The following is a 22,297-nucleotide window of genomic DNA, read 5'->3' on the forward strand; positions in this document are numbered from 1 at the left end:
CGTCCTATTCTTCTTCGGCCAGCACTGCCTGTGGCGCATGCAGCCTGAGGCGGGTGAGGCGCCGTTCATCGCCCCCTGTTACTTCAAGCCGCCAACCACTGGCATGTTCAAGCACGCGACCGACCGGCGGCACTTCGCCGGCCAATACCACGGCCAGGCCGCCGAGCGTATCCACGTCTTCCTCCACTTCCGCAAGCCTTGGATCGACGGTGTCTGCGACGTCATCCAGTTCGGCCCGCGCATCGGCGTCCCAGGTATCGGGATCGATCCGACGGAGCAATTCTTCGGGCGCATCGTCGTGCTCGTCCTCGATCTCGCCGATGATTTCCTCGACCAGGTCTTCGATGGTGATGATGCCATCTGTGCCCGAATACTCGTCGATCACCACTGCAAGGTGCGTACGGCGGCTGCGCATGTCGGCCAATACGTCAAGTGCGCCCCGGGCTTGGGGCACGAACAGAGGCTGGCGCATCAGGCTCGTCCAGTCCTTGGGCGGTTGCTTGTTCGACAGCATCATGCCGGCGATGATGCCGAATACGTCCTTCACGTGGATCATGCCGACGATCTCGTCGAGCGATTCGCCGTAGACTGGCAGGCGACTGTGGCCGTGCTCGGCAAACGCTGCGACCATCTCCTCGAATGTGGCCGAGGCGGGCACGGCGATGATCTCGCCGCGCGGGATGGCTACGTCATCGGCGTCGTGTTCGCTGAAGTGGAGCAGGTTGCGCAGCATCTGGCGTTCGAGTGGGACAAGATCGCCGTTGCCGTTGCTGCCGCTGTCCTGATGGACCTCGCCCTCGTGCTCGTCGATCGCTTCCTCGATCTGCGCGCGCAGTGATTGATCGTGGTCGGGCCCGCGAAAGAAGGCCCTGATCGCGCGCCACAAGGTGCGACTACTGCTACTGTCTCCGTCTCCCGACCGGCTTTCGCCAGTGGAGCCATTGCCCTCGGGCACTGTCGTATTCCCTCACTTGGTCAGTCTTCGACCGCATATGGGTCGGCAATGCCCATCAGCGCAAGCGCCTTCCGCTCCAGATTCTCCATTTCCTGGGCCTCGGCCTCGCCCAGTTCGTGGTCGTAGCCCGCAAGATGGAGCAGGCCATGCACCACCAGATGGGTAGCATGGACCTCGACCGACACGCCTTTCTCTGCCGCCTCACGCGTGCAGACGCCGTGGGCGAGGATCAAGTCACCTAGCATTCCTGGCGCGTCGGTATCGCGCGCGGCGTGAAGCACTTCCTCGCGGCTGAGCATCGGGAAGGAGAGGACATTGGTCGGCTTGTCCTTGGCCCGCCACTGCTTGTTGAGCGCGTGGACTTCCTCGTCATCGGCCATGACGAGGCTGACGAGGAGGTTCTCGTGCGCCAGTTCGCCTGCGATCTGCGCCGTCGCTTCGGCGGCGCGATTGGCGAGGTCTTCCCAATCGGTTTCCTCGCCCCAGACCGGATCGATGTCGATTTCCAGGATTGGCGCGCTCAAGCGTCCTTCCCTTCGTATGCCTCGACGATGCGTCCGACGATCGGATGGCGCACCACGTCGGCGGTATTGAAGCGCACTGTTGCGATGCCATCGACGCCTTCCAGGCGCTGCACCGCATCGTTGAGGCCGCTGGCGCCGACACCGCCGGGCAAGTCAACCTGCTTTGGGTCACCGCAAATCACCATGCGGCTGTTCTGGCCGAAGCGGGTGAGGAACATCTTCATCTGCGCAGGGGTGGTATTCTGCGCCTCGTCGAGAATGACGAAGGCATCGGCCAGTGTGCGCCCGCGCATGAAGGCGATGGGCGCGATCTCGATTTCGCCCGAGGCAATGCGGCGCTCGACCTGTTCGGGCGGCATGCAATCGTAGAGCGCATCGTAGAGCGGGCGAAGGTAGGGGTCGACCTTCTCCTTCATGTCGCCGGGCAGGAAGCCGAGGCGTTCGCCAGCTTCCACCGCCGGGCGCGACAGGATCAGGCGCTGTACCGAGCCAGAGATCAGCTGCGCCACGGCCTGCGCCACGGCGAGATAGGTCTTGCCGGTGCCCGCCGGACCCAGCGCGAAAATCACGTCATGGCTGATCAACGCCTTCATGTAGTCGATCTGCGTCGGGCTGCGGGGGATGATCGTCTTTTTGCGGGTGCGGATCATGATTGGCGGCGCACCACCCGGAGCTCCGGTTATGATGCCTTCAAGCGTCGGCTCAACGCTCATCGCGATAAGTGATTCGACCGCGCCGGAATCAAGTTCCTGCCCCGATAGCAACCGTTGGTGCATGCCCTTCAGCACGTCGCGCGCACGGGCGACAGCGTCGTCTGGTCCTTCGATCAGCACGCGGTTGCCGCGCGCCGAAATGTAAACTCCCAGCCGATTCTCGATCTGCACGAGATTGGTGTCGAACTGGCCGAACAGGGCGCCAAGCACGGTCTGCTCGTCGAACTCGACTTCGACCCGGGCACGGCGATGCTGTGATTCCGGGCGATGATGCGCCTCGTCGGCGCGGTGGGGTTTACGGGCCATGAGCTCCTTTCAGGTTTGGGCCTGAGTCAGAGCATAGGAACGGAAGTTGCACACACAAGACGCGCGCGCAGACTTTGCACAGGGCAATTAGACGAGCTGACCTGCCAGCGAGTTCGGACCTGCTTCGACAAGCTTTACCGTAACCATCTGGCCGATTTCGGATTCGCCCACAAAGTGGACCGATTGCAACCAGGGCGACTTGCCGAGCCACTGTCCGGGATGCTTGCCGCGGCGTTCGACGAGGACCTGGCAGGTCTTGCCAAGGCTGGCCTGGTTGAAAGCCAATTGATCGCGGTTGAGCGCCGCTTGCAGCCGCTGAAGGCGCTCGTCCATCACTGGTGCCGGAACATGGTCGGGCATCGTTGCGGCAGGGGTGCCAGGGCGGGGGGAATACTTGAAACTGAACGCCTGCGCATAGCCGACAGCGTCGACCAGACGCAGCGTTGCTTCGAATTCTGCATCCGTTTCCCCCGGGAAACCGACGATGAAATCTCCCGACAGCGCGATGTCCGGGCGCGCAGCGCGGATGCGGTCGAGCAGCTTGAGGTAGCTGTCGGCAGTGTGGCTGCGGTTCATCGCCTTCAGCACGCGGTCGCTACCTGCTTGCACCGGCAGGTGGAGGAAGGGCATCAGCTTCTCAAGCTCGCCATGCGCGGCGATCAGGCCATCAGTCATGTCGTTGGGATGGCTGGTGGTGTAACGGATGCGCTGGAGGTCCGGGTCGGCAGCAAGGGTGCGCGCCAGTCCATCAAGACCGATGCTGCGGCCCTTGTCGTCCTCGCCTTGCCACGCATTCACGTTCTGCCCGAGCAGCGTGATCTCGCGCGCGCCGCCGGCAACGAGCAGCTTTGCTTCCTCGACCAGGTCGGCAAATGGGCGGCTGATCTCCGCACCGCGCGTATACGGCACGACGCAGTATGTGCAGAACTTGTCGCAGCCTTCCTGCACCGTGAGGAAGGCGGTAGGGGCCGACTTGCGGCGCTTTGGCAAGGCTGCGAACTTGGCCTCGGCCGGCATGTCCGTTTCGGTGGCACGCTTTCCGGAGGCGGCCTCGGCAACCATTTCCGGGAGGCGATGGTAGGACTGCGGGCCGACCACGACCTTCACGCTTGGCGCGCGCGTCATGATCTCCTCGCCTTCAGCCTGGGCGACGCAACCCGCGACGGCAATCAGCGGTGCTGAGCCATCTTCGCGGCGCAAGCGCCCGATGTCGGAGTAGACCTTTTCGGTTGCCTTCTCGCGGATGTGGCAGGTGTTGAGCACGACGAGGTCCGCATCGTCTCCTTCGCCAGCGGCAGACATGCCTTCTGCCGCCAGCAGCTCGGCCATGCGCTCGCCGTCATAGACGTTCATCTGACAGCCGAAGCTCTTGACGCGGAAGGTCTTGGGAGAAGTATTAACGGTTGAAGACATGGGCCGCGCCGATAGTGGATTTGGCAGGGTTTGTCTAACGCGTGCGGCTCATGACCGCGAGGATGCGTTCGCGTGCTGCCGTAGCCATGACCTTGCGGGTGGCCGTCTCGTCAGGCCCGAGTGGCGCGAGGAAATGAACGGTCACCGGAATCGCCCTGCGCCGGGCAAGGATCTTGAGGAAATTGTCCAGCCCGTGCTCTTCACCGACCCACGCCATCCCGGCAACGTCAGGCCCATAGTCGAGCCACACCGGCTGTATCGCAATTCCCGGCGGCGGCGGATCAAGCGCGGACAGCAACGATGACTTGAACGGCAGCAGGCTGGCCCCGTCGCTGGTGGTGCCTTCCGGAAACACAGTGAGGGCGCCCGTATCCGTCAACGCCGCGCGCACCTGCTCGACCTGGGCATGGACCGAGCGTCGTTCATGCCGGGCGACGAAGACCGTGTCGTTCATCTCGCACAGCCATTTGAGCAGGCCGACATCGGCCAGCCCGGAGTGGGCAACGAAGGCGCTGCCGCTCGCGCCCGAGATGACCGGGATGTCCAGCCAACTGACATGATTGGAGAGGAGGAACGCGCCCTTGCGCGATGGTGCGCCGGTTATCGTGACCCGCGCACCGGCTATGCGGGCGATGCCGCCAAGGAACACCCTCGGCCATGGATTGTGCAGCCTCAGGATCCGCCAGACATAGTAGAGCGGTACACATAAGAGAAGCAGAAGCAGCATGGCTGCGAGCCGCACGGCGATGCGCAGGCGTCCGACAAGCGAAATGGCCGGACGAGCGATGGCGTCAGCCGTCGCGTTCAAGCTTCACGCCGTAAAGCTCCATGCGATGATCGACGAGGCGGTAGCCAAGCTTTTCCGCAATCTGGCGCTGGAGCTGTTCAAGTTCGGGATCGACGAATTCGATGACCTTCCCGGTCTCTACATCGATCAGGTGATCGTGATGCGCTTCGGGCGTCGCTTCGTAACGGGCGCGGCCGTCACCGAAATCGTGCCGGTCGAGAATGCCGGCCTCTTCGAACAAACGCACCGTGCGGTAAACCGTCGCGATCGAAATGCGCGAGTCAATGGCCGAGGCGCGCTCATGCAGCTTTTCGACGTCGGGATGGTCGTCGCTCTCCGAAAGGACGCGCGCGATCGTCCTGCGCTGGTCGGTAATGCGCAGGCCGCGTTCGGCACAGAGAGCTTCGATGTCGATCGGCTGATGCACTGGGTACTCGTCAAGAAAGGATCGGCCCGCCGATCTATAGACCGGCGGGCCAAATCTTCAACTGCGCGCAATCGTATTGCGCACAGTCATCGCCAGGAATCTGCGCGCTGATCAGGCTGCGGTCTTGCGCCCGCGCTTGGGCGCAGGCTTGCGGCCGAGGCCGATCTTCTTGGCAAGTTCACGGCGCTTCTCGGCATAGGCCGGAGCGACCATCGGATAGTCAGCAGGAAGATTCCAGCGCGCGCGATACTGTTCAGGGGTCATGTTGTAACGCGTGGCGAGGTGGCGCTTGAGCATCTTGAGCTTCTTGCCATCTTCCAGGCAAACGATGTGATCGTTCTTGACCGAAGCGCGGATCGAAACGGCAGGCTCGGGAGCAGGTTCTTCCGTGACGACTGGCGTTTCCAGACTGGAAAGCGCGGAATAAACGTTTGAAATCAGGACGGGAAGGTCGTTTACCGACACGCTGTTATTGCTCACGTGGGCGGCAACGATGTCCGAGGTGAGGGTGATCAAGGTCTCCCGCATGTCGTTCTGAATTTCAGTCATGGCAAATCCGACTTTCTATGTTTTTCCTGCGCGCCGATTTTTGGACTCGCGACTTGGTTTGGTGATCCAGATCACATTTATAGTCCTATCCTGACAGGACACAACCGATTTCACGACAGAACGCTTGTCGTGTCAATCACCTTGGGACAAATCCTAAGTATCGTATCAATTGTGAAAAGTCAGTTCCTGGCTGATCGCATCAATCCGGGTGCCATTTGAAGTGCGATAATAACCGGGTCTTAATCCAATTTGGCGGAATCCATGAGCAGCATAAAGGACGCCTGCTGGATTATCACGGCGCATCTCTAGAAAAACCCGGCTCATCCCGCCATCTTGGGCAGACTGTATGAAGCGCTTGAGCAAGACGTGGCCAAGGCCCATCCGCCGGTACTGTGGTGCAATAGCAAAAAGAAGAAGTTCTTCCTCGTCCAGTACCGCTCGGCTCATGAAGAATCCGGCAGTTTCACCAGAGGTGAGCAAGTTTTCGGTGCCATCGGGCGCGATCAGACCGTAGCGGCAATTGCCCAAGCACAAGGCATCGCTGACTTGCCTGCGGTTCCACGCCTCGCCGAACTCGGGTGGGAATGCCTGCTCCATCACCGTCATGATTCGGTCAATGTCGTCAGGCGGCGCGATCATGAGTGGTGTGCCTTGCGGTCAGGCGGCGGACGGCAGCCGTGCGTCCGGCGCGCGACCATAGCTCGGGCGGGGGTCGGCACAAAAGGCACGGTCGTCCAGCAAGTCAGCTTGGCGCGCATCTGGCCGGATATCGAGCGCCACGGCACCGGGACAACGCGACGCGAGCGCGATAGCCTGGCTTCCGGCGATCAATCCTGCAGTCGTGCGACTTGCCGCCACGTCGGGGGCGAGGGAGGTCAAAGGGGCCAGCGGCGATCCATCTGCCGAAAACGGCTGGAAGAACCACTCCCCATGGCCGCCGGTCATGCAGACATCCACGGGGCGTCCCGGTTGCTCGGCCAAAGCCATGGCAGCGACCAGGGAAAGGCTCTCGAAGCCCGTTACCCTCGCGCTCCAGGCAAGTCCCAGCGCACGCGCTGCGGCAAGTCCGACGCGGATGCCGGTGAAACTGCCAGGACCGATGTCGACGGCGATTTCGTCGGCGCGGCCCTTTTCGGGCAGCGCGGAGATCATCGGCACCAGCCGCTCGGCATGGCCGCGGCCAAGCAGTGCGAATTCGCCCGCGACCAGCTCGCCATCGTCGATCAGTGCGACCGAGCAGGCTTCCGTCGCGCAATCGATGACGAGCTTGCGCATGCCGGGCGGATCAGGCCGCGCGTACTTCGCTGACTTCGGGGACGTAGTGCTTCAGCAGGCTTTCGATCCCGTTCTTCAGCGTGGCCGTCGACGACGGACAGCCCGAGCAGGCACCCTGCATCTGAAGGTAGACCACGCCTTCGCGGAAGCCCTTGTAGATGATATCGCCGCCGTCATTGGCCACAGCAGGCCGCACCCGCGTCTCGATCAGATCCTTGATCTGGTCGATGATGTCGGCGTCGGCCGGGTCATCGGCGAAGTTTTCGTCAGCTTCGGCAGGAACGGCGATGCCGGATGCGGTGCCGCCAACGAACAGCGGGGCCTGGCTTACGAAGTGATCGAGCAGGATCGACAGGACCTGCGGCTTGAGTCCGGCCCATTCCACGCCTGGGGCGGCGGTGACCGAAACGAATTCGCGTCCGAACAGCACCCCGGTCACGTCGCCGAGATCAAACAGGGCCTGCGCCAGGGGCGATGCCTCGGCAGCTTCAGGCGAGGTGAACTCGCGCGTTCCGCTCGCCATGACCTGCTCACCGGGCAGGAACTTGAGCGTTGCGGGGTTCGGCGTGGTTTCGGTCTCGATGAACATGATTCGCATGTAGGCCGGTCCTTCCCGTGGTCAAGGGCAAGAAAGGCCGGGTTTTGCGCAGTTTCAGCGCAAGGTCTCATGGCGGAACCTTCCAAGGCCCGCTAATGCAGCGAGATGATCAAGCTCTCCCATGCGCTCGTCCGCCTCGCCCCCGCTGTTCTTGCATGCGCTTTCGGCGCTTCGGCCCTGAATGCCGCCGCGCCTGCGGCCAAGCCGGTCGCGCCATCGGCGGTCGCCATTCCCATGCCGCTGAACCCGGTTGTCTCGCCTGCACAGCGCCTATGCTCTGCGAAGACTGTCAGCGGACTTGGCACGATGCTGCTCAAGCCGGCCGAAGGCGCAAAGCCAACGAAGAGCGATTTCGTGTTGGTCAATTATGTCGGCTATCTGGCGGCCAATGGCGAGGTGTTCGATCAAGGCATGCAGGCGGCATTTCCCGTCGATGGCGTCATTCCGGGCTTTTCTGAAGGCCTGCAGCTATTGTCGAAGGGCAGCCTGATGCGCCTGTGCGTGCCCTCGGCGCTTGGTTACGGTGCGGAAGGTTCAGGCCCGATCGGTGCAAATGCGGATCTCGTGTTCCAGGTGGAACTGGTCGACTTCAAGACCGCTGCGGAAGTCGAAGCTATGCGTGCGGCGCAATCGGCAGCCCAACCTGCTCAGCCGGGCACGACAACTCCCTCGCAGTAACGGGTCTATTCACTGGTCCTTCATAAGAAGGCTTCCTATAGTCGGGTGATGCGATCCCGTAACACGCGCGCCCGGCGCTTCGGCCTGTTCCTATCCCTCCTGCTGGTTTCGGCGGCCCCCGTGGTCGCCGAGGTCCCCGCCAAGGCTCCGGCCATGGCGACGAAGTCCAACGTGCCGTGGCTCTACAAGGGTTCGGATGTTCCGCAGGACAAGGCCTGGACCTTCGGCATTCTGCCGAATGGTATCCGTTACGCAGTCCGTCACAGTGGTGTTCCGCCCGAGCAGGTATCGATCCGCGTTTTGGTTGACGCGGGCTCGATGTACGAAACCGAGCCGCAGCGCGGTTATGCCCACCTGATCGAACATCTGACCTTCCGTGAATCGAAGTATCTCAAGGAAGGTGAGACGATTCCCACGTGGCAGCGGTTAGGCGCCACCTTCGGCAGCGATACCAACGCCGAGACCAGCCCGACGCAGACGGTTTACAAGCTCGACATTCCCAACGCCACGGCGCCTAAGCTGGATGAAACATTCAAGCTGCTGTCGGGCATGATCACTGCGCCGATCTTTACCGATCGCGGCGTCAAGACCGAGGTTCCGATCGTCCTTGCCGAAATGCGCGAACGCACCAGCGCGCAGTCGCGGGTGCTGGACGCAACGCGGGGGCTGTTCTTCAAGGGCCAGCTTCTGGCCGCGCGCAGCCCGATCGGCACGGTCGAGACTCTCGAAGCGGCAGATGCGGCAGGGGTAAAGGCCTTTCATGACAAGTGGTACCGCCCCGACAATACGGTAATCGTGGTGGCGGGAGACGCTGATCCGGCAGCACTGGTCGCGCGGATAGAGCAGTGGTTCGGCGGGTGGCAGGTCTCTGGTAAGAAGCCGTTGCAGCCCGATTTCGGCAAGCCGATCGCGCCGACCGGAATTGATCCCAAGAACCCGGTTGGCGAGGCGAAGGTACTGGTCGAGCCGGACCTTCCACGACTTGTGAACTGGGCGATCCTGCGTCCGTGGACCAAGGTCAACGACACCATCGCCTACAATCAGGGTCTGATGATTGATCGCCTTGCGCTGGCTTTGATCAATCGCCGGCTCGAGGCACGGGCGCGCGGTGGCGGGAGCTACTTGGTGGCGTCCGTGGACGAGATGAAGCAGGAGCTTTCGCGATCGGCCGACGCCACGATCGTGACGGTCACGCCATTGAGCGAGGACTGGAAATCTGCGGTAACAGACGTGCGTGCAGTCATTGCCGATGCTTTGGCCACGCCGCCGTCCCAGGCAGAGATTGATCGCGAAGTTGCGGAATTTGAAGTCGCCTTCAAGGTCTCGGTCGAAACGCAGTCCACCATTGCCGGGTCCAAGGCGGCTGACGATATCGTCAACGCCGTCGATATTCGCGAGACGGTGGCCAACCCGGACACCGTCTACGACATTTTCAGGCGTTCCATCCCCTTGTTCAAGCCGCAAGCCGTGCTTGATCATACCCGGGCCCTGTTTAAGGGAACCGTGGTCCGCCCCATGATGATCACGCCCAAGGCAGGGGAGGCTGACGAGGCGTCCCTGCGCGCCGCATTGACTGCACCTGTCAAGGCAGCCTCGGAAAGCCGCGTGGCGGCAAATGCCCTCAAGTTTTCGGACCTTCCGCCAGTCGGCGCACCCGGAACCGTCGCCAGCGCGCGACCCATCGGGTTGCTCGGCATCGAGCAGGTCGAACTCTCCAACGGTGTCCGCGTTCTGCTATGGCCCAATGATGCCGAGCCCGGTCGGATCATCATCAAGGCCCGGTTTGGCGGCGGCTACTCCGCGATCCAGCCTCAGGACGCGGTTTATGGCCCGATCGGCGAGGTGGCGCTGATGGACAGCGGCATTGGCGCGCTCGGGCGGGATGATCTGGACCGTCTGGCAACAGGCCGCAAGCTCAGCCTCGATTTCAACATCGACGACACGGCATTCGTGCTTTCGGCCGACACGCGCCCGGCGGACCTTGCCGATCAGCTCTATCTCATGGCCGCCAAGCTGGGCATGCCGCGTTGGGACGCCAATCCGGTGTTGCGAGCCAAGGCTGCGGCAAAGCTCCAATACGAAAGCTACAATTCGGCTCCCAATGCGGTGCTCAATCGTGATCTCAACTGGCTGTTGCGCGATGGAGACCCGCGCTATGCGACGCCAAACCCGGCCGAGCTTGAGAAGGTAACTCCGGAAGGCTTCCGCAAGACATGGGAGCCGCTGCTTTCGGAAGGACCGATCGAGATCGACATGTTTGGCGATTTCACGCGCGAACAGGCATTGGCGGCGCTGGAAAAGACTTTCGGCGCTTTGCCCGTCCGCACTCCAACGGCGGCGCCGACACTTGCCCCGAACATCCCGGCACACAACGCCGAGCCGCTGGTCCTGACCCATCGCGGTGATCCCTCGCAGGCTGCGGCCGTGGTGGCATGGCCAACCGGTGGCGGGCAGGCCGGTGTGCGTGAAAGCCGCCAACTCGAAATCCTGGCGCAGATCTTCAACAACCGCCTGTTCGACGCGATGCGCGAAAAGGTGGGAGCGAGCTATGCGCCGCAAGTCGGTTCAAGCTGGCCGCTCGATCTGCCGTCGGGCGGGTACCTCTCGGCGATGGTCCAATTGCGGCCGGGAGATTTCGACACTTTCTTTGCTGCCGTTGACAAGATCGCTGCTGAACTTGCTGCCACGCCGCCCTCAGCAGACGAGATCAGCCGGGTGACTGAACCGCTCAAGCAACTGATTACTCGCGCCAGCACTGGAAATGGCTTCTACATGTACCAGCTGGAAGGAGCTGCATACGATCCGCGCAAGATTGCTGCGATTCGCACGATCCTCAACGATTACAGCCAGACAACGCCCGAGCGCATGCAAGCTCTGGCGCAGAAGTACCTGCGTGCGGACAGGAGCTGGCGCCTGGAGGTTGTTCCGGAAAAGCGCTGAACTGAAAGTCTCTGGTCCGGTGTCAGCATTCGATCTTGTCGTTCGTACCGCTCAGGCCAGGGCCGACATTTCGGTCGTCGCGAACGATGATGGCTGCCTGTTCGTGTATCGTGATCGGCTGGACGAACATCGTTCCGAACAGGCCATGGTATTCGTACCAGACTTCGGCTGACATGACTGCGCTATTGCTGGATGACGTGATCTTTCTCCCGCCCAGGGAGATGCCCGATGCTATTTCAGACAAGGCACTTCCTGTCGCATCGGGTTTCCCATGGGCAGAGGCCTGCTTGCCCTGACCCATGCACTTTTGCCAGTGGATGTATTGTTTGCCAGTCACCGGATGAACTTCAACGCTCGACAAGATCACCCGGCCGTTCTCGGCGAGACCGATGTCAGAGCCTTCCTCCAGCGCGCCTGTAAGGACCGACTGCACATCGTCGCTGGTAACGGTCGGGGTCACGCCGCTGTTGTCGGTCTGGCCGAGACGCGAAGCATTGTCAGCAAGCGCCAGAGCAACCTGGCTTGCCTCCATCGAGGCGGCGTTGAGCCAAGCAATTTCGGCCCCGTACATTCCCAGAATCATGAATACTGGCACAACCAGAGCGAACTCGATGGTCGATACCCCATCTTGTCGGTTGAGCAGTCTTTCCAGCAGCTTCATGGGCAGCTCCCGGCCGTGGCACCATAGCCCGTCTGGTTGCCGAACGGCTGGTTCTTTGTCACTGCAGTCGCCGAAAGGGTTCGTTCCGACCACAGTTTTGGCATGAAGGGCACCTGGAACACGGGTTTGAATGTTGCTGTCACCTTGTAGACGACGACGTCATTGGCCGAACCGGCGCTTTCCTTCTGCCCGACATCCTGGTCCCACTGACCATTGCGGTTTTCGTCGGTAAATGTCTCGCCGGCGTCGCACACGCCATTGGCATTATTGTCATTCCATTTTTCAGCCCGGCCGACGTCGGCAAAGTCGTAGTAGCTGGTCCGGCTCGTCTTGATGTTTACACCAGGAAGGACTGGGCGGATCGCATCGAGTACCGACGCGTCGGCTTCGCTGGTATTGCGGGTTTCCAACGAGGAATCGCGTGCGGCACGGTGGACGGCGCCGGTGAGGACCGACTTGCCATAGACCATCTGCCCGATGTCCATGATGCCGATGAGCAGCAACAGGAAAAGGGGCACGACAATCGCGAATTCGACGATTGTTGCGCCATCTTCATTTTTGCAGAGCTGCGCGAATGTCATTGCACTACCCGCAGTTCGCCGACCTGCTTGGCGATTGACTGGAAAGCCGCGTCCAACTGGTTTGCGTTGGCTGCCGTGAAGGCACTCGAACTTGAGGCGCATGTCTGGAGTTCGGTCGTCATGGCTTGCGCGAACGCGATGACCCAAATGCGGATCCCTTTCGCCTTCACGGCTTCGCACAGGGCGAGGAACCGTGAGTTATGGCGCGCAGCGTCTTCGTTTACACCATCATCGGTCACACGGCGATCATGGTACTCAATGCCCCATGCCGATTGGATGGAGTAGCTGGGCGCCATTTCGCCATCGGTCATGAAGATCAGATGGCGCGAGACTTCGCCGCCGTTTGTGGGCGCGTCGCGAACAATGTTTGACCAGAGACCATCGGGCGAGGCGAGGCGGGCGCCCCAGACCAGACCGATATCGTGATAGGTCGCCCCCTCCGGCACAAGTGAATCGGCATATTGGCCGAACGCCGCCTTGCTCATCGTGGAGAGGAGCTTTGCAGCGGTCGGACAGTAGGACGACGCCTTCAGACCAGTGGGAGATGGCACCGTGCTGTTCATGTAATCGACGCCGTTGTAGTTTACCGTGCGTATGTAGGCGACATCGGGCCACATGGGCGCCCACTTGGTGGAAGCCGTACTGTCAGGGGCGGAATCGATTTCGAGGTCGAGAGCGCCGGCCGGGTTGAAGCCTCCCAGCGATGACCACGTGAAGCTTGGCTCGGATACGGTTGCGCGTTCCTCGATGCACCCTTTCCACGTTGACGAAACGGACGCCCCGTTCACGCCAGTTGGTGTGGAGACTGCTTCGAAATACTTGAACCGGCTCGTGTCATAATTCCACGGGCGATATTCCCAATGATCAAAGACTTGCGAGCTTGTATAGATGGGGTCGGCCGTTGTGGTCGTCGTTGTCACGGAGTTGCGTGAGCCCGTGCGTGACTGGATCCTGAAATTCAGAATTTGCCAGGCGCATTGATAGAACGTCGCCGTCTGTGGCTGGGTCACGACGGTCGTCACGACCTGTTGGCCGGATGAGTTCGTGGTCGTCGTCGAGGTGGAGGTGGCACTGCCCGAATTGGTCCAGGCGGTATCAGCCGGCTTGGCGCTGTTGCACGACGTTGACAGCAGATAGACGTTGGAGCCGTAGTTTGCCCATAATGAGTAGGTTGGCAGGGTCGTCGTGGTTGTCGGACTCCCGCTGACCGGCGTGCCGTAGCCGCTCAATGTCTGCACGGTTCGGTAGATCGCCTTGCGAGACTGGATCGTCCAGTTGTCGACGAGATATGACGGGTCCAGGTCGAGTAGCAGCCTTCCGACATTGACTGAAGAACTGTACGGCACAAATCCATAGCGCACGCGAGCGTTTGTGCCTGACAGGGCGTTCTCGACCGTGGCGTAGAAGTTCTTCATTGCAGCGCGCAGCGCTTCGATCCGCGTCTGCGTGCTGCCTGCCAGAAGCGAACTCATGGACCCGGTGGTATCTAGGACCATCATGATGTCGCTGTTGCCCACGCCCATCGAGGCCGTGCAACTGACGCTCAGATCGAAACCCTGAAAGCCGAAGATCTGCATCATCAGGGGCGGAAGCGTAGTTGTCGCCACGGCGTCGATGGTGCCGCCTTTGTCCGCTGACGTTGGTTCGAAGCTCGTGTCCCGCGAACCCTGGTGGGTCTCGTCGAAGTTCGCGAAGAAGTAATTGTCCGCCTGCGCCTTTGCTGTGGCATCGAAACCGTTGGTGGTGACGTCGCGGCGACCGGCCAGCACTCCTGCGTCGCAAGCCGCCTGCAGCCTGGTCTGGGTGCGCCAGGCGCGGCTTATGTCGATGGCGCCGCCGATCAGTGCTGCCACGGCAAAGATTGCCATGGCCGAGAGAGGCAGGATGTTCCCTCCGCGGCTTCGGGCCAGTAGAATCAGAAGGCGGCGAAGGGCAAGCATGGGAAAACGAACGACCTTTGGTGGGATCTGCACGGTTAACCGCCCGTCCACCAAGACATCCTGATGAGGTGACTAAGGTAAATTCCCTATGCGCCTGCCCCTGGCGATGGCCTTGCGCGTGATCGCGATGATCGATTGCTGTGAGAGCAAGCCTTCCTTTGCTTTTCTTGCGCAGGGGGCGTATGGGCGCGCCTCTTGAAAGGAATGGAAAGTGGCACAGAACTGGACTGCGGATTCGTGGCGCGGGTTTGAAGGTCGGCATCTGCCGGTCTATCCCGATGCCGAAAAGCTGAACGAGGTCGAGAAGACCCTGACGAGCTTTCCGCCGCTGGTCTTTGCTGGCGAAGCGCGCGCACTGAAGGCCGACCTCGCGCAAGTGGCCGCAGGCAAGGGTTTCCTGCTGCAGGGCGGCGACTGCGCCGAGAGCTTTGCCGAGTTCCATCCGAACAACATTCGCGACACCTTCCGCGTGCTGCTGCAGATGGCGGTCGTGCTGACTTTCGCCAGCAAGCAGCCGGTGGTGAAGGTCGGTCGCATGGCCGGACAGTTCGCCAAGCCGCGCTCCTCTCCGGTCGAGAAAATCGGTGAAGTGGAACTGCCGAGCTACCTTGGCGACAACATCAACGGCATCGACTTCACGCCGGAATCGCGCATTCCGGATCCCGAGCGCATGCTGCGGGCCTACAGCCAGGCGGCGGCGACGCTCAACCTGCTGCGCGCCTTTGCAGGCGGCGGTTACGCCAACCTGCGCCAGGTCCACCAATGGACGTTGGACCACATCGGCAAGAGCCCGTGGGGCACCAAGTTCCGCGAGATGGCCGACAAGATCGGCGAAGCGCTGGACTTCATGGAAGCCTGCGGCGTTGATCCACGCACTGTACCGCAGCTTCAGGGCACCAGCTTCTACACCAGCCACGAAGCGCTGCTGCTGGCTTACGAAGAGGCGATGACCCGGCAGGATTCGCTGACTGGCGAATGGTATGACACCAGCGCCCACATGCTGTGGATCGGCGATCGCACGCGTTTCGAAGGTTCGGCTCACGTCGAGTACCTGCGCGGCGTCAACAATCCGATCGGCATGAAGTGCGGTCCTTCGCTCAGCGCCGATGCGCTCCTGCGCATGCTCGATACGCTCAATCCCTCGCGCGAAGCTGGCCGGATGACGCTGATCAGCCGCTTCGGCCACGACAAGGTCGAGGCAGGGCTCGCTCCGTTGGTGCGCGCCGTGAAGCGCGAAGGCCATCCGGTGGTGTGGTCGTGCGATCCGATGCATGGCAACGTCATCAAGGCCGACAACGGCTACAAGACCCGCCCCTTCGACCGCATCCTGACTGAGGTGAAGGGCTTCTTTGCCGTCCACCGCGCCGAAGGCACCCATGCGGGCGGCATCCACATCGAGATGACCGGGCAGGACGTGACCGAGTGCACCGGTGGTGCCGTGGCGATCACGCAGGAAGGCCTTGCCGATCGCTATCACACCCACTGCGATCCGCGTCTGAATGCAGCACAGTCGATCGAACTGGCATTCCTGCTGGCCGAGGCATTGAATGCCGAGCGGGAAGGGGCAAAGGCCGAAGCAGCCTGACGTTCTTGCCAAGCTAGAAGATCACGGCCCCGGAGGTACTGCCTCCGGGGCTTTTTCTTTGCCTAGCGCGGGTGCCTGGCATTCAAGGCGATGCCTGCAAGGTTTTGCTCACGCTTGACCCATCGAACGCGGGCGGGGGGATCCGCTTCAGCCAATTGCCGGAAGCGCTCCAGATGCTTCCGGTCCGCAGGCGACGCCGCTTTCGCGCGGCCATTGGCCTGTTCGATCACCGAACGGCTGTCTCCCAACAGATCAAACGGAGTGTCGCCGCTGGCCTGCGCCACTTCAAGCGCATGGATAAGCGCCAGCCATTCGGCATCGCCATTCGTCCCGCTGCCCAAGTCAGTCCGCACATGGGCCGTTCCGCGCAACACCGCAGCCACCTCGATCGGGCCTGGATTAGGCCGGCATCCGCCATCGAAATAGACCTTGAGACGCTTCTGATCTGCCATGGACGGGCCGGTATCAGGCCCCGGCCTTCACCGCAAAGCTCAAGGCCAGTTCTGCCAGCGGGCGAACTCTTTCCGACATCGCCTTGGCGTGAGCGCTTGAGGCCGTACCGTCGATCACCCGCTTCTTGATTCCCTGGATGATGCCGGCCAGCCTGAAGAAGTTGTAGGCAACATACCAGTCGAGCCCGGGCAAACCGTCACGCCCGGTCTTTTCGCAATACCGTGCCACCACTTCATCAAGTTCGGGTATGCCCAGCGCTTTGCGATCGAGGTCCTGCACGCCGGATCGCCCGCCGTTGTCCTGCACCCAGGCCGTGCAGAAATAGGTGAAGTCGGCGAGCGGATCACCCAGCGTGGAAAGCTCCCAATCGAGCACCGCGACGACCTTGGCTTGTGTGGGATGGAATATCATGTTGTCGATGCGGTAATCACCATGGACAACGCTGGTTCGCGTCTGCTCGGGGAGGGTAGCGGGCAGCCATTCGATCAGCCGCTCCATCTCGGGCATCGTCTCGGTTTCCGAGAGGCGATACTGCTTGGTCCAGCGATCGACTTGCCGACCGAAGTAATTGCCCGGCTTGCCGAAGTCGGAAAGGCCGGCCTTCTCGATATCGACCGAATGCAGTGCGGCAAGCGTATCGACCATGGCGTCGTAAGTCGCGCGCCGGAACTCGGGCGTGGCGCTTGGCGTTGCGCCGTCCCAGATCGTCCGTCCGTCAACGCAGCCCATGACATAGAACCACGACCCGATGACGCTGTCGTCAGTGCATAGCCCGTACTGGCGAGCGACCGGGAAGCCGGTTCCTGAAAGTCCCGCCTGAACCTTGTATTCGCGGTCCACCGCGTGGGCGGAAGGCAGCAGCTTGCCGAAGGGCTTGCGCCGAAGGACGTAGGGTCCAGAAGGACTGTCGATCTTATAGGTCGGGTTCGATTGCCCGCCCTTGAATTTCGAGACCGTAAGCGGGCCTTGAAAGCCCGACACGTTCTCCTCGAACCAGCGGGTCAGGCTCGCCTCGTCCAGCTTGTCGGCGCCCTCGGGCACAACCGTCCCCGTAAACGCTGCCTGCGCGTCCATCACCGCCCCGCTCATTGGTCGAACACGATGACCGAGCGGGCGGAATGACCCTGCTTCATCTTCTCGAACCCGTCGTTGATGCCTTCCAGCGGAATGCGTTCGGCAATGATGGTGTCGAGATCGAGAAGCCCGCGCATATAGAAGTCGACCAGGCGCGGCAGGTCTACCGGGAAGTGATTGCCGCCCATGATGGCGCCCTGCAGCTTCTTGTCCGACAGCAGGTCCATCGCCGAAAGGCCGACCTTGTGGTTCAGCGGCATCATGCCGAGGATCGTCGCCGTCCCGCCGCGCCGCAACGCGGCAACCGCGAGGTCGCCAGAGGCCGGGCGCCCAACCGCTTCAATCGCATGGTGAACGCCGCCCTTGGTCATCTCGACGATTTCCTTGGCCGCGTCGGGTCCGGCATCGAGCGCGTCCGTTGCGCCAAGCTTTTTCGCCAGCTCGCGCTTCTCCGGCATCGGATCGACCGCAATGATACGCCCGGCACCGGCGATCTTGGCCGCGTTGATGGTGGCCAGACCCACACCACCACAGCCGACCACGCAAATCGTCTCGCCCGGCGTGAGCTTTGCCGCATTGAACACCGCGCCAGCCCCAGTCGTCACCGCGCAACCGATTACCGCCGCCCGATCGAGTGGCATCTCCGGGTTGATCGCAACGCAGGCGTGTTCGTGCACCAGCATCTGCTCGGCAAATGCCGAGAGGTTCAGCATCTGGTTCACAGTGCTGCCATCGTCGGTCCGGGTGAGGCGCGGGGGCGCGCCAGCCCCGCGCCGGGTGTCGGCCCCAAGGCACAGCGACATTCGCCCGGTCACGCAGAACTCGCAATGGCCGCAGAAGGCCGAGAGGCAGGTGACCACTGCGTCACCCACCTTCACGGTCCGCACTTCCGAACCGACCGCCTCGACGATGCCCGCCGCCTCATGTCCCGGTACGGCCGGGAGCGGATGCGGATAGGCGCCCTCGATGAAGTGCAGGTCCGAATGACACAGCCCGCAGGCCGCCGTGCGGATCAGCACTTCATGCGGACCCGGCTTGGAAACAGTCAGGTCCTGGATTTCGAGCGGCTTGCCCGGTTCGACGAGTACGGCGGCTTTCATCTTCTCTCTCCTTACCGAGCCACGCCCAGATCGCCCGAGCTGAAGCCTCGGTCGCCTGAGGGCAATTCCGAATGGCGGGCAAACTCGATACGGGCGATGGCGCGGGCATGAACTTCGTCGGGTCCGTCGGCCAGTCGCAAGGTGCGCTGGTGGGCATAGGCTTCGGCAAGCCCGAAATCTTCCGAGACGCCGCCGCCACCATGGGCCTGGATCGCATCGTCAATGATCCGCAATGCCATGTTCGGTGCCTGGACCTTGATCATCGCAATTTCCAGCGCCGCCGACTTGTTGCCGACCTTGTCCATCATGTCCGCCGCCTTGAGGCAGAGCAGGCGGGTCATCTCGATGTCAATGCGAGCCTGCGCGATGCGCCATTCCCAGATCGATTGATCAGCCACGCGCTTGCCGAACGCCACGCGCGATTGCAGGCGCTTGGCCATCTTGGCAATCGCCTCCTCGGCCACGCCGATGGTGCGCATGCAGTGATGGATGCGGCCCGGCCCGAGGCGCCCTTGCGCAATTTCGAAGCCTCGTCCTTCGCCAAGGAGAATGTTGGACGCCGGCACACGCACGTCCTTCATCACCACCTCCATGTGGCCATGCGGCGCGTCGTCATAGCCGAAGACGGGCAGGTGACGAACGATCTCAACGCCGGGCGCATCGAGCGGCATCAAAATCATTGACTGCTGCTGGTGACGCTTGGCCTCGAAGTCGGTCTTCCCCATGACGATCGCGATCTTGCACCGCGGATCGCCTACGCCCGACGACCACCACTTGCGGCCATTGATCACATATTCGTCGCCCTCGCGGCGGATCGAGGTTTCGATATTGGTCGCATCCGACGAGGCCACTGCCGGCTCGGTCATCAGGAAGGCGGAGCGAATCTCGCCGTTCATCAGTGGGCGCAGCCACCGCTCCTTCTGCTCCAGCGTGCCGTAGCGATGGAACACTTCCATATTCCCGGTATCGGGTGCCGAGCAGTTGAACACTTCGCTGGCCCAGCCGATGCGGCCCATTTCTTCGGCGCAGAGCGCATATTCAAGGTTGGTCAAGCCCGGGCCTTCGAACTCGAAGCTTTCCTCGACGTGATGGTGACCGCCATTGCGCGGCGGCATGAACAGATTCCAGATTCCGGCAGCCCTGGCCTTGGCCTTCTCCTGCTCGACCGTCTGCAGCACCTTCCAGCGGTCACCCGTCGCCTGTTCGGCCTTGTAATCCTTGTAGCGCGGGCGGACGTTGTCCTCGATGAACTGGCGGACGCGGTCACGCCAGTACTTCTGGCGGTCGGTCGGTTCGAAATCCATGAGCCTCTCCTTGGTTGCCCGGCACTGTCCATCGGGCCATGTGCGAATTCAAGCGAAAATTAAGTGACCGATTAAGTCATGTCGTTGATCAAGGTCATTTCATCGTCAGGGGTGAAGGCCCGCCGCATCGGGGTCGGCCTTTGCCACCTGATCGAGCCGCGCCAGACGCGCCTCATGCGCTGCGCGGTCGATCGGGAAGTGCCGCACGACGAAAGCTGTGAGCCCGGCGAGAGCCGCAATGCTCGCGACATAGGCGAGGCTCAGGCGGTGGGTGACTTCCGGCAGGACGGCATCCGGCGCTGTGTTCGCCTCAAGCCCGGCATAGCTGAGCAATAGGCCGGTGATGAACACGCCCAGTCCGCCCGCACACTTCGAGGCAAGGAACGCGCCCGCCGAAAGCGTCCCTTCGGATCGTCGCCCGGTCTGCTCCTCGGATGCCTCCACCACGTCGGCGACCATCGACCACAAGGTCATCGTGCCGGTCACGGTGAAGGTGTTGGACAGCAAGGTACAGGCGAACATCATGCCAAGCGATGCGGTCGTTCCATCAGGTGCCCAAAGGCCGAGCCAGCGCAACATCAGTGGTCCGGCCCAGAACACCATGCCGATCGGGGCCATCCGCATCACCGTTCCGGCCTTGCCCCAGCGCTTCTGTGCCCGCCCGACCAGCATCGAGGCACCCACGACGCTGGCGAAAAGCAGAAATGGAAATGCCTGCAATGCAGTGGGGGTAAATTTCCAGACGTATAGGTAGAGGTAGTTTGATAGCGCAAAGGTGATGCCTTGCGCTGTAAGTGCAGCGGCAATCCCGGCCATCACGATGAGGCATGCAGGGTGGGAAAAGCTTTCCCGGATCTCCCCCAACGAGGCGAATGCGCTCTTGCCGTTGGCATCACGCTCAGGCGGCCACGCTGCTACCGCGCGATGCTGCCCGATTGCCGAGACGAGGACGCAGGTGACCATAAGTCCTGCGCCGAACAGCCCGTAATTGCGGTAGCCCTCCCGAGCCAGCATCGCATCTGGCAGGAATACCCCGTAGGCAAGCAGCAGCATCAGCAGCCCGCCGCCCCACGAGAACAGGAAGCGGAAGCGCGTTAGGCGCGTGCGCTCGTCGTAGTCCCGGCTGATCTCCGCCACCAGCGCTGCCGAAGGCACTTCGCACATGGCAACCAGCGCCCGGACCATGATTGCCGAGAGCAGCAGCATCAGGAAGCTCGGCTCGCCAATGGGTGACCACAGGAAGATCCATGCGAACCCGAGAGGGATCGGGGCGATGTAGAGAAACGGAAGGCGACGCCCCCAGGCCGTGCGCGTACGGTCGCTGAAATGCCCGACGATCGGGTCGATCAGTCCGTCGAAGACCAGCGCTATCAGCAGGGCAAGGCTGACCAGCCGCGCATCCATGCCGAGCACTTGGTTATAGAAGAGCAAGAGGAACGTGGCGAAGCCGTTGTCCTTCACGCCATAGGCGACACTGCCCAACCCGTTCGCCAAGGCGAGCCGGGTCGGCACGCGACCTTCGATCGGGATCATGCAGCCTTTCCGCTGTCGACCATCTGCTGAAGCGCGTCGAACAGGCCCGGCATATTCGGGTCCCAGCTATGACGCGGCCCGATGGTGATCCCGCCGTCGACAATCAGCGATGTGCCTGTAACAAATCCCGCCGCCTCACTGGCAAGGAACAGCACGGCCTGCGCAATGTCGTCAGGCTGCCCGCCCCGCGCCACGGGCTGCGCCTGCTGCGACATTGCGGCAATCGCGCCCTTGGCCTGCGCCTCCATTTCGGCCGGCATCTCCAGCGAAGCGGTGAAGATATTGGTGTTGATGAAGCCCGGCTGGACTGCGTTCACCCGGATCTGGTGTTTGGCGAGGTCTGCCGCGGCGACCTTGGTCAGGTGCAGGACGCCAGCCTTGGCGACTGCATAGGCGGTGGGCGAATAGCCCGGGCCGACTGCGGCCACGCTGGACGTGTTGACGAACGACGCGCCCTTGCGTCCGATCATGTGTGGTACGGCGTAGCGGATGCCGAACGCGACGGAGCGAAGCAGCAGGTCCATCGTCCGGTCCCAGCCTTCGGGCTCGATCTCGTCGATCGGTGCGCGGTCTCCGCCAGCACCGGCATTGTTGAAGACCGAGTCGATGCCGCCAGTTTCTGCGGCAGCACGGTCCATCAGGGCCTTGATGTCCTCGCAACGCGTGACGTCGCAGCGGGCGGTAACGACTTTGCCGTTGGATGCGCTCGCCGTCGCCAGGAGGCCGGCCTCGTCGATGTCCGCCGCGTAGACCGTCGCCCCCTCGGCCGCGAAGGCGATGGTGGTCGCCCGTCCGATTCCCGAAGCTGCGCCGGTCACGACGACCGTCTTGCCGTTGAATCGCATCCCTCTCTCCAGCGTTTTTATGTCGTTTTACGTTTACGTCAGCTTAGGCGCGAAAG

22 protein-coding genes are annotated in these 22,297 nt (G+C 62.1%); 3 read left to right on the forward strand and 19 right to left on the reverse strand.

What is annotated here, in order from left to right; genetic code table 11:
- Nucleotides 1–4: 4 nt before the first annotated feature.
- The 10 genes from ACZ1JY_RS15345 to ACZ1JY_RS15390 all read right to left on the reverse strand — a co-directional run bounded on the left by ACZ1JY_RS15345 (nt 5) and on the right by ACZ1JY_RS15390 (nt 7,538).
- Nucleotides 5–955, reverse strand: a complete 951-nt coding sequence (locus tag ACZ1JY_RS15345) for a CBS domain-containing protein (protein WP_118072202.1) — start codon at nt 953–955, stop codon at nt 5–7.
- 20 nt (nt 956–975) lie between these two features.
- The gene (ybeY, locus tag ACZ1JY_RS15350; protein WP_465129873.1) at nt 976–1,479 is read right to left on the reverse strand and encodes an rRNA maturation RNase YbeY; all 504 of its coding nucleotides are present in this window, start codon (nt 1,477–1,479) and stop codon (nt 976–978) included.
- Nucleotides 1,476–2,498, reverse strand: a complete 1,023-nt coding sequence (locus tag ACZ1JY_RS15355) for a PhoH family protein (protein ID WP_168902772.1) — start codon at nt 2,496–2,498, stop codon at nt 1,476–1,478. Before ACZ1JY_RS15355 ends, ybeY begins: the two co-directional genes overlap by 4 nt.
- 87 nt (nt 2,499–2,585) lie before the next feature.
- On the reverse strand, nt 2,586–3,911 hold the full coding sequence (miaB, locus tag ACZ1JY_RS15360; RefSeq protein WP_465129874.1) for a tRNA (N6-isopentenyl adenosine(37)-C2)-methylthiotransferase MiaB: 1,326 nt from the start codon (nt 3,909–3,911) through the stop codon (nt 2,586–2,588).
- A gap of 34 nt (nt 3,912–3,945) precedes the next feature.
- The gene (locus ACZ1JY_RS15365; RefSeq protein WP_465129875.1) at nt 3,946–4,719 is read right to left on the reverse strand and encodes a lysophospholipid acyltransferase family protein; all 774 of its coding nucleotides are present in this window, start codon (nt 4,717–4,719) and stop codon (nt 3,946–3,948) included.
- Entirely contained in the window at nt 4,703–5,125 is a 423-nt protein-coding gene (locus ACZ1JY_RS15370) for a Fur family transcriptional regulator (RefSeq protein ID WP_039332758.1), read from the reverse strand. The genes ACZ1JY_RS15365 and ACZ1JY_RS15370 overlap by 17 nt, the downstream gene beginning before the upstream one ends.
- 111 nt (nt 5,126–5,236) lie before the next feature.
- Complete coding sequence (locus ACZ1JY_RS15375; protein ID WP_465129876.1) at nt 5,237–5,674, reverse strand: Ros/MucR family transcriptional regulator; 438 nt, start codon at nt 5,672–5,674, stop codon at nt 5,237–5,239.
- Between the two features lie 165 nt (nt 5,675–5,839).
- Nucleotides 5,840–6,313: a GNAT family N-acetyltransferase gene (locus ACZ1JY_RS15380; RefSeq protein WP_465129877.1), complete on the reverse strand. Its 474-nt coding sequence runs from the start codon at nt 6,311–6,313 to the stop codon at nt 5,840–5,842.
- Nucleotides 6,314–6,331: 18 nt separating this feature from the next.
- Nucleotides 6,332–6,949, reverse strand: a complete 618-nt coding sequence (tsaB, locus tag ACZ1JY_RS15385; protein ID WP_465129878.1) for a tRNA (adenosine(37)-N6)-threonylcarbamoyltransferase complex dimerization subunit type 1 TsaB — start codon at nt 6,947–6,949, stop codon at nt 6,332–6,334.
- 10 nt (nt 6,950–6,959) lie between these two features.
- Nucleotides 6,960–7,538, reverse strand: a complete 579-nt coding sequence (locus ACZ1JY_RS15390) for a NifU family protein (protein ID WP_465130930.1) — start codon at nt 7,536–7,538, stop codon at nt 6,960–6,962.
- Nucleotides 7,539–7,652: 114 nt separating this feature from the next.
- Between ACZ1JY_RS15390 and ACZ1JY_RS15395 the strand changes: the two genes are divergently transcribed.
- Entirely contained in the window at nt 7,653–8,225 is a 573-nt protein-coding gene (locus ACZ1JY_RS15395) for an FKBP-type peptidyl-prolyl cis-trans isomerase (protein ID WP_118072198.1), read from the forward strand.
- A gap of 48 nt (nt 8,226–8,273) precedes the next feature.
- Nucleotides 8,274–11,165 carry a M16 family metallopeptidase gene (locus ACZ1JY_RS15400; RefSeq protein ID WP_465129879.1) on the forward strand — a complete coding sequence of 964 codons (2,892 nt, stop codon included), beginning with the start codon at nt 8,274–8,276 and terminating at the stop codon, nt 11,163–11,165.
- A 22-nt stretch (nt 11,166–11,187) separates the two neighbouring features.
- On the opposite strand, the gene ACZ1JY_RS15405 is transcribed toward ACZ1JY_RS15400, so the two are convergent.
- The 3 genes from ACZ1JY_RS15405 to ACZ1JY_RS15415 are packed head-to-tail and all read right to left on the reverse strand — an operon-like array spanning nt 11,188 to nt 14,347.
- Nucleotides 11,188–11,826: a TadE/TadG family type IV pilus assembly protein gene (locus tag ACZ1JY_RS15405; RefSeq protein WP_465129880.1), complete on the reverse strand. Its 639-nt coding sequence runs from the start codon at nt 11,824–11,826 to the stop codon at nt 11,188–11,190.
- Complete coding sequence (locus ACZ1JY_RS15410; RefSeq protein WP_118072196.1) at nt 11,823–12,407, reverse strand: TadE/TadG family type IV pilus assembly protein; 585 nt, start codon at nt 12,405–12,407, stop codon at nt 11,823–11,825. The genes ACZ1JY_RS15405 and ACZ1JY_RS15410 overlap by 4 nt, the downstream gene beginning before the upstream one ends.
- On the reverse strand, nt 12,404–14,347 hold the full coding sequence (locus ACZ1JY_RS15415; RefSeq protein WP_465130931.1) for a pilus assembly protein TadG-related protein: 1,944 nt from the start codon (nt 14,345–14,347) through the stop codon (nt 12,404–12,406). Before ACZ1JY_RS15415 ends, ACZ1JY_RS15410 begins: the two co-directional genes overlap by 4 nt.
- Nucleotides 14,348–14,558: 211 nt before the next feature.
- Between ACZ1JY_RS15415 and ACZ1JY_RS15420 the strand changes: the two genes are divergently transcribed.
- Nucleotides 14,559–15,932: a class II 3-deoxy-7-phosphoheptulonate synthase gene (locus tag ACZ1JY_RS15420; protein ID WP_118072194.1), complete on the forward strand. Its 1,374-nt coding sequence runs from the start codon at nt 14,559–14,561 to the stop codon at nt 15,930–15,932.
- Between the two features lie 62 nt (nt 15,933–15,994).
- Here ACZ1JY_RS15420 and ACZ1JY_RS15425 read toward each other — a convergent pair whose 3' ends face one another.
- From ACZ1JY_RS15425 to ACZ1JY_RS15450, 6 genes are all read right to left on the reverse strand, one after another.
- Nucleotides 15,995–16,384 carry a ribonuclease HI gene (locus tag ACZ1JY_RS15425; protein WP_168902765.1) on the reverse strand — a complete coding sequence of 130 codons (390 nt, stop codon included), beginning with the start codon at nt 16,382–16,384 and terminating at the stop codon, nt 15,995–15,997.
- 13 nt (nt 16,385–16,397) lie between these two features.
- Entirely contained in the window at nt 16,398–17,459 is a 1,062-nt protein-coding gene (locus ACZ1JY_RS15430; RefSeq protein WP_465129881.1) for a phosphotransferase family protein, read from the reverse strand.
- An 11-nt stretch (nt 17,460–17,470) separates the two neighbouring features.
- On the reverse strand, nt 17,471–18,559 hold the full coding sequence (locus ACZ1JY_RS15435) for a Zn-dependent alcohol dehydrogenase (RefSeq protein WP_118072192.1): 1,089 nt from the start codon (nt 18,557–18,559) through the stop codon (nt 17,471–17,473).
- Between the two features lie 11 nt (nt 18,560–18,570).
- On the reverse strand, nt 18,571–19,863 hold the full coding sequence (locus ACZ1JY_RS15440) for an acyl-CoA dehydrogenase family protein (RefSeq protein WP_465129882.1): 1,293 nt from the start codon (nt 19,861–19,863) through the stop codon (nt 18,571–18,573).
- Between the two features lie 105 nt (nt 19,864–19,968).
- Nucleotides 19,969–21,396, reverse strand: a complete 1,428-nt coding sequence (locus tag ACZ1JY_RS15445; protein WP_465129883.1) for an MFS transporter — start codon at nt 21,394–21,396, stop codon at nt 19,969–19,971.
- Nucleotides 21,393–22,241 carry an SDR family NAD(P)-dependent oxidoreductase gene (locus tag ACZ1JY_RS15450; protein WP_168902761.1) on the reverse strand — a complete coding sequence of 283 codons (849 nt, stop codon included), beginning with the start codon at nt 22,239–22,241 and terminating at the stop codon, nt 21,393–21,395. Before ACZ1JY_RS15450 ends, ACZ1JY_RS15445 begins: the two co-directional genes overlap by 4 nt.
- Nucleotides 22,242–22,297: the final 56 nt, after the last annotated feature.

The organism is Novosphingobium sp. BL-A-41-Hi4B-X5A, from assembly GCF_055521705.1.

Excerpts from the sequence above, each read along its gene's own strand:
- ACZ1JY_RS15450 (WP_168902761.1), bottom strand. The coding sequence starts at position 22,241 with ATGCGATTCAACGGCAAGACGGTCGTCGTGACCGGCGCAGCTTCGGGA.
- ACZ1JY_RS15440 (WP_465129882.1), bottom strand. The coding sequence starts at position 19,863 with ATGGATTTCGAACCGACCGACCGCCAGAAGTACTGGCGTGACCGCGTC.
- ACZ1JY_RS15430 (WP_465129881.1), bottom strand. The coding sequence starts at position 17,459 with ATGGACGCGCAGGCAGCGTTTACGGGGACGGTTGTGCCCGAGGGCGCC.
- ACZ1JY_RS15355 (WP_168902772.1), bottom strand. The coding sequence starts at position 2,498 with ATGGCCCGTAAACCCCACCGCGCCGACGAGGCGCATCATCGCCCGGAA.
- ACZ1JY_RS15410 (WP_118072196.1), bottom strand. The coding sequence starts at position 12,407 with ATGACATTCGCGCAGCTCTGCAAAAATGAAGATGGCGCAACAATCGTC.
- ACZ1JY_RS15390 (WP_465130930.1), bottom strand. The coding sequence starts at position 7,538 with ATGTTCATCGAGACCGAAACCACGCCGAACCCCGCAACGCTCAAGTTC.
- ACZ1JY_RS15400 (WP_465129879.1), top strand. The coding sequence starts at position 8,274 with ATGCGATCCCGTAACACGCGCGCCCGGCGCTTCGGCCTGTTCCTATCC.
- ACZ1JY_RS15425 (WP_168902765.1), bottom strand. The coding sequence starts at position 16,384 with ATGGCAGATCAGAAGCGTCTCAAGGTCTATTTCGATGGCGGATGCCGG.
- ACZ1JY_RS15415 (WP_465130931.1), bottom strand. The coding sequence starts at position 14,347 with ATGCTTGCCCTTCGCCGCCTTCTGATTCTACTGGCCCGAAGCCGCGGA.
- ACZ1JY_RS15445 (WP_465129883.1), bottom strand. The coding sequence starts at position 21,396 with ATGATCCCGATCGAAGGTCGCGTGCCGACCCGGCTCGCCTTGGCGAAC.
- ACZ1JY_RS15435 (WP_118072192.1), bottom strand. The coding sequence starts at position 18,559 with ATGAAAGCCGCCGTACTCGTCGAACCGGGCAAGCCGCTCGAAATCCAG.
- ACZ1JY_RS15395 (WP_118072198.1), top strand. The coding sequence starts at position 7,653 with ATGATCAAGCTCTCCCATGCGCTCGTCCGCCTCGCCCCCGCTGTTCTT.
- miaB (WP_465129874.1), bottom strand. The coding sequence starts at position 3,911 with ATGTCTTCAACCGTTAATACTTCTCCCAAGACCTTCCGCGTCAAGAGC.
- ACZ1JY_RS15375 (WP_465129876.1), bottom strand. The coding sequence starts at position 5,674 with ATGACTGAAATTCAGAACGACATGCGGGAGACCTTGATCACCCTCACC.
- tsaB (WP_465129878.1), bottom strand. The coding sequence starts at position 6,949 with ATGCGCAAGCTCGTCATCGATTGCGCGACGGAAGCCTGCTCGGTCGCA.
- ACZ1JY_RS15380 (WP_465129877.1), bottom strand. The coding sequence starts at position 6,313 with ATGATCGCGCCGCCTGACGACATTGACCGAATCATGACGGTGATGGAG.
- ACZ1JY_RS15405 (WP_465129880.1), bottom strand. The coding sequence starts at position 11,826 with ATGAAGCTGCTGGAAAGACTGCTCAACCGACAAGATGGGGTATCGACC.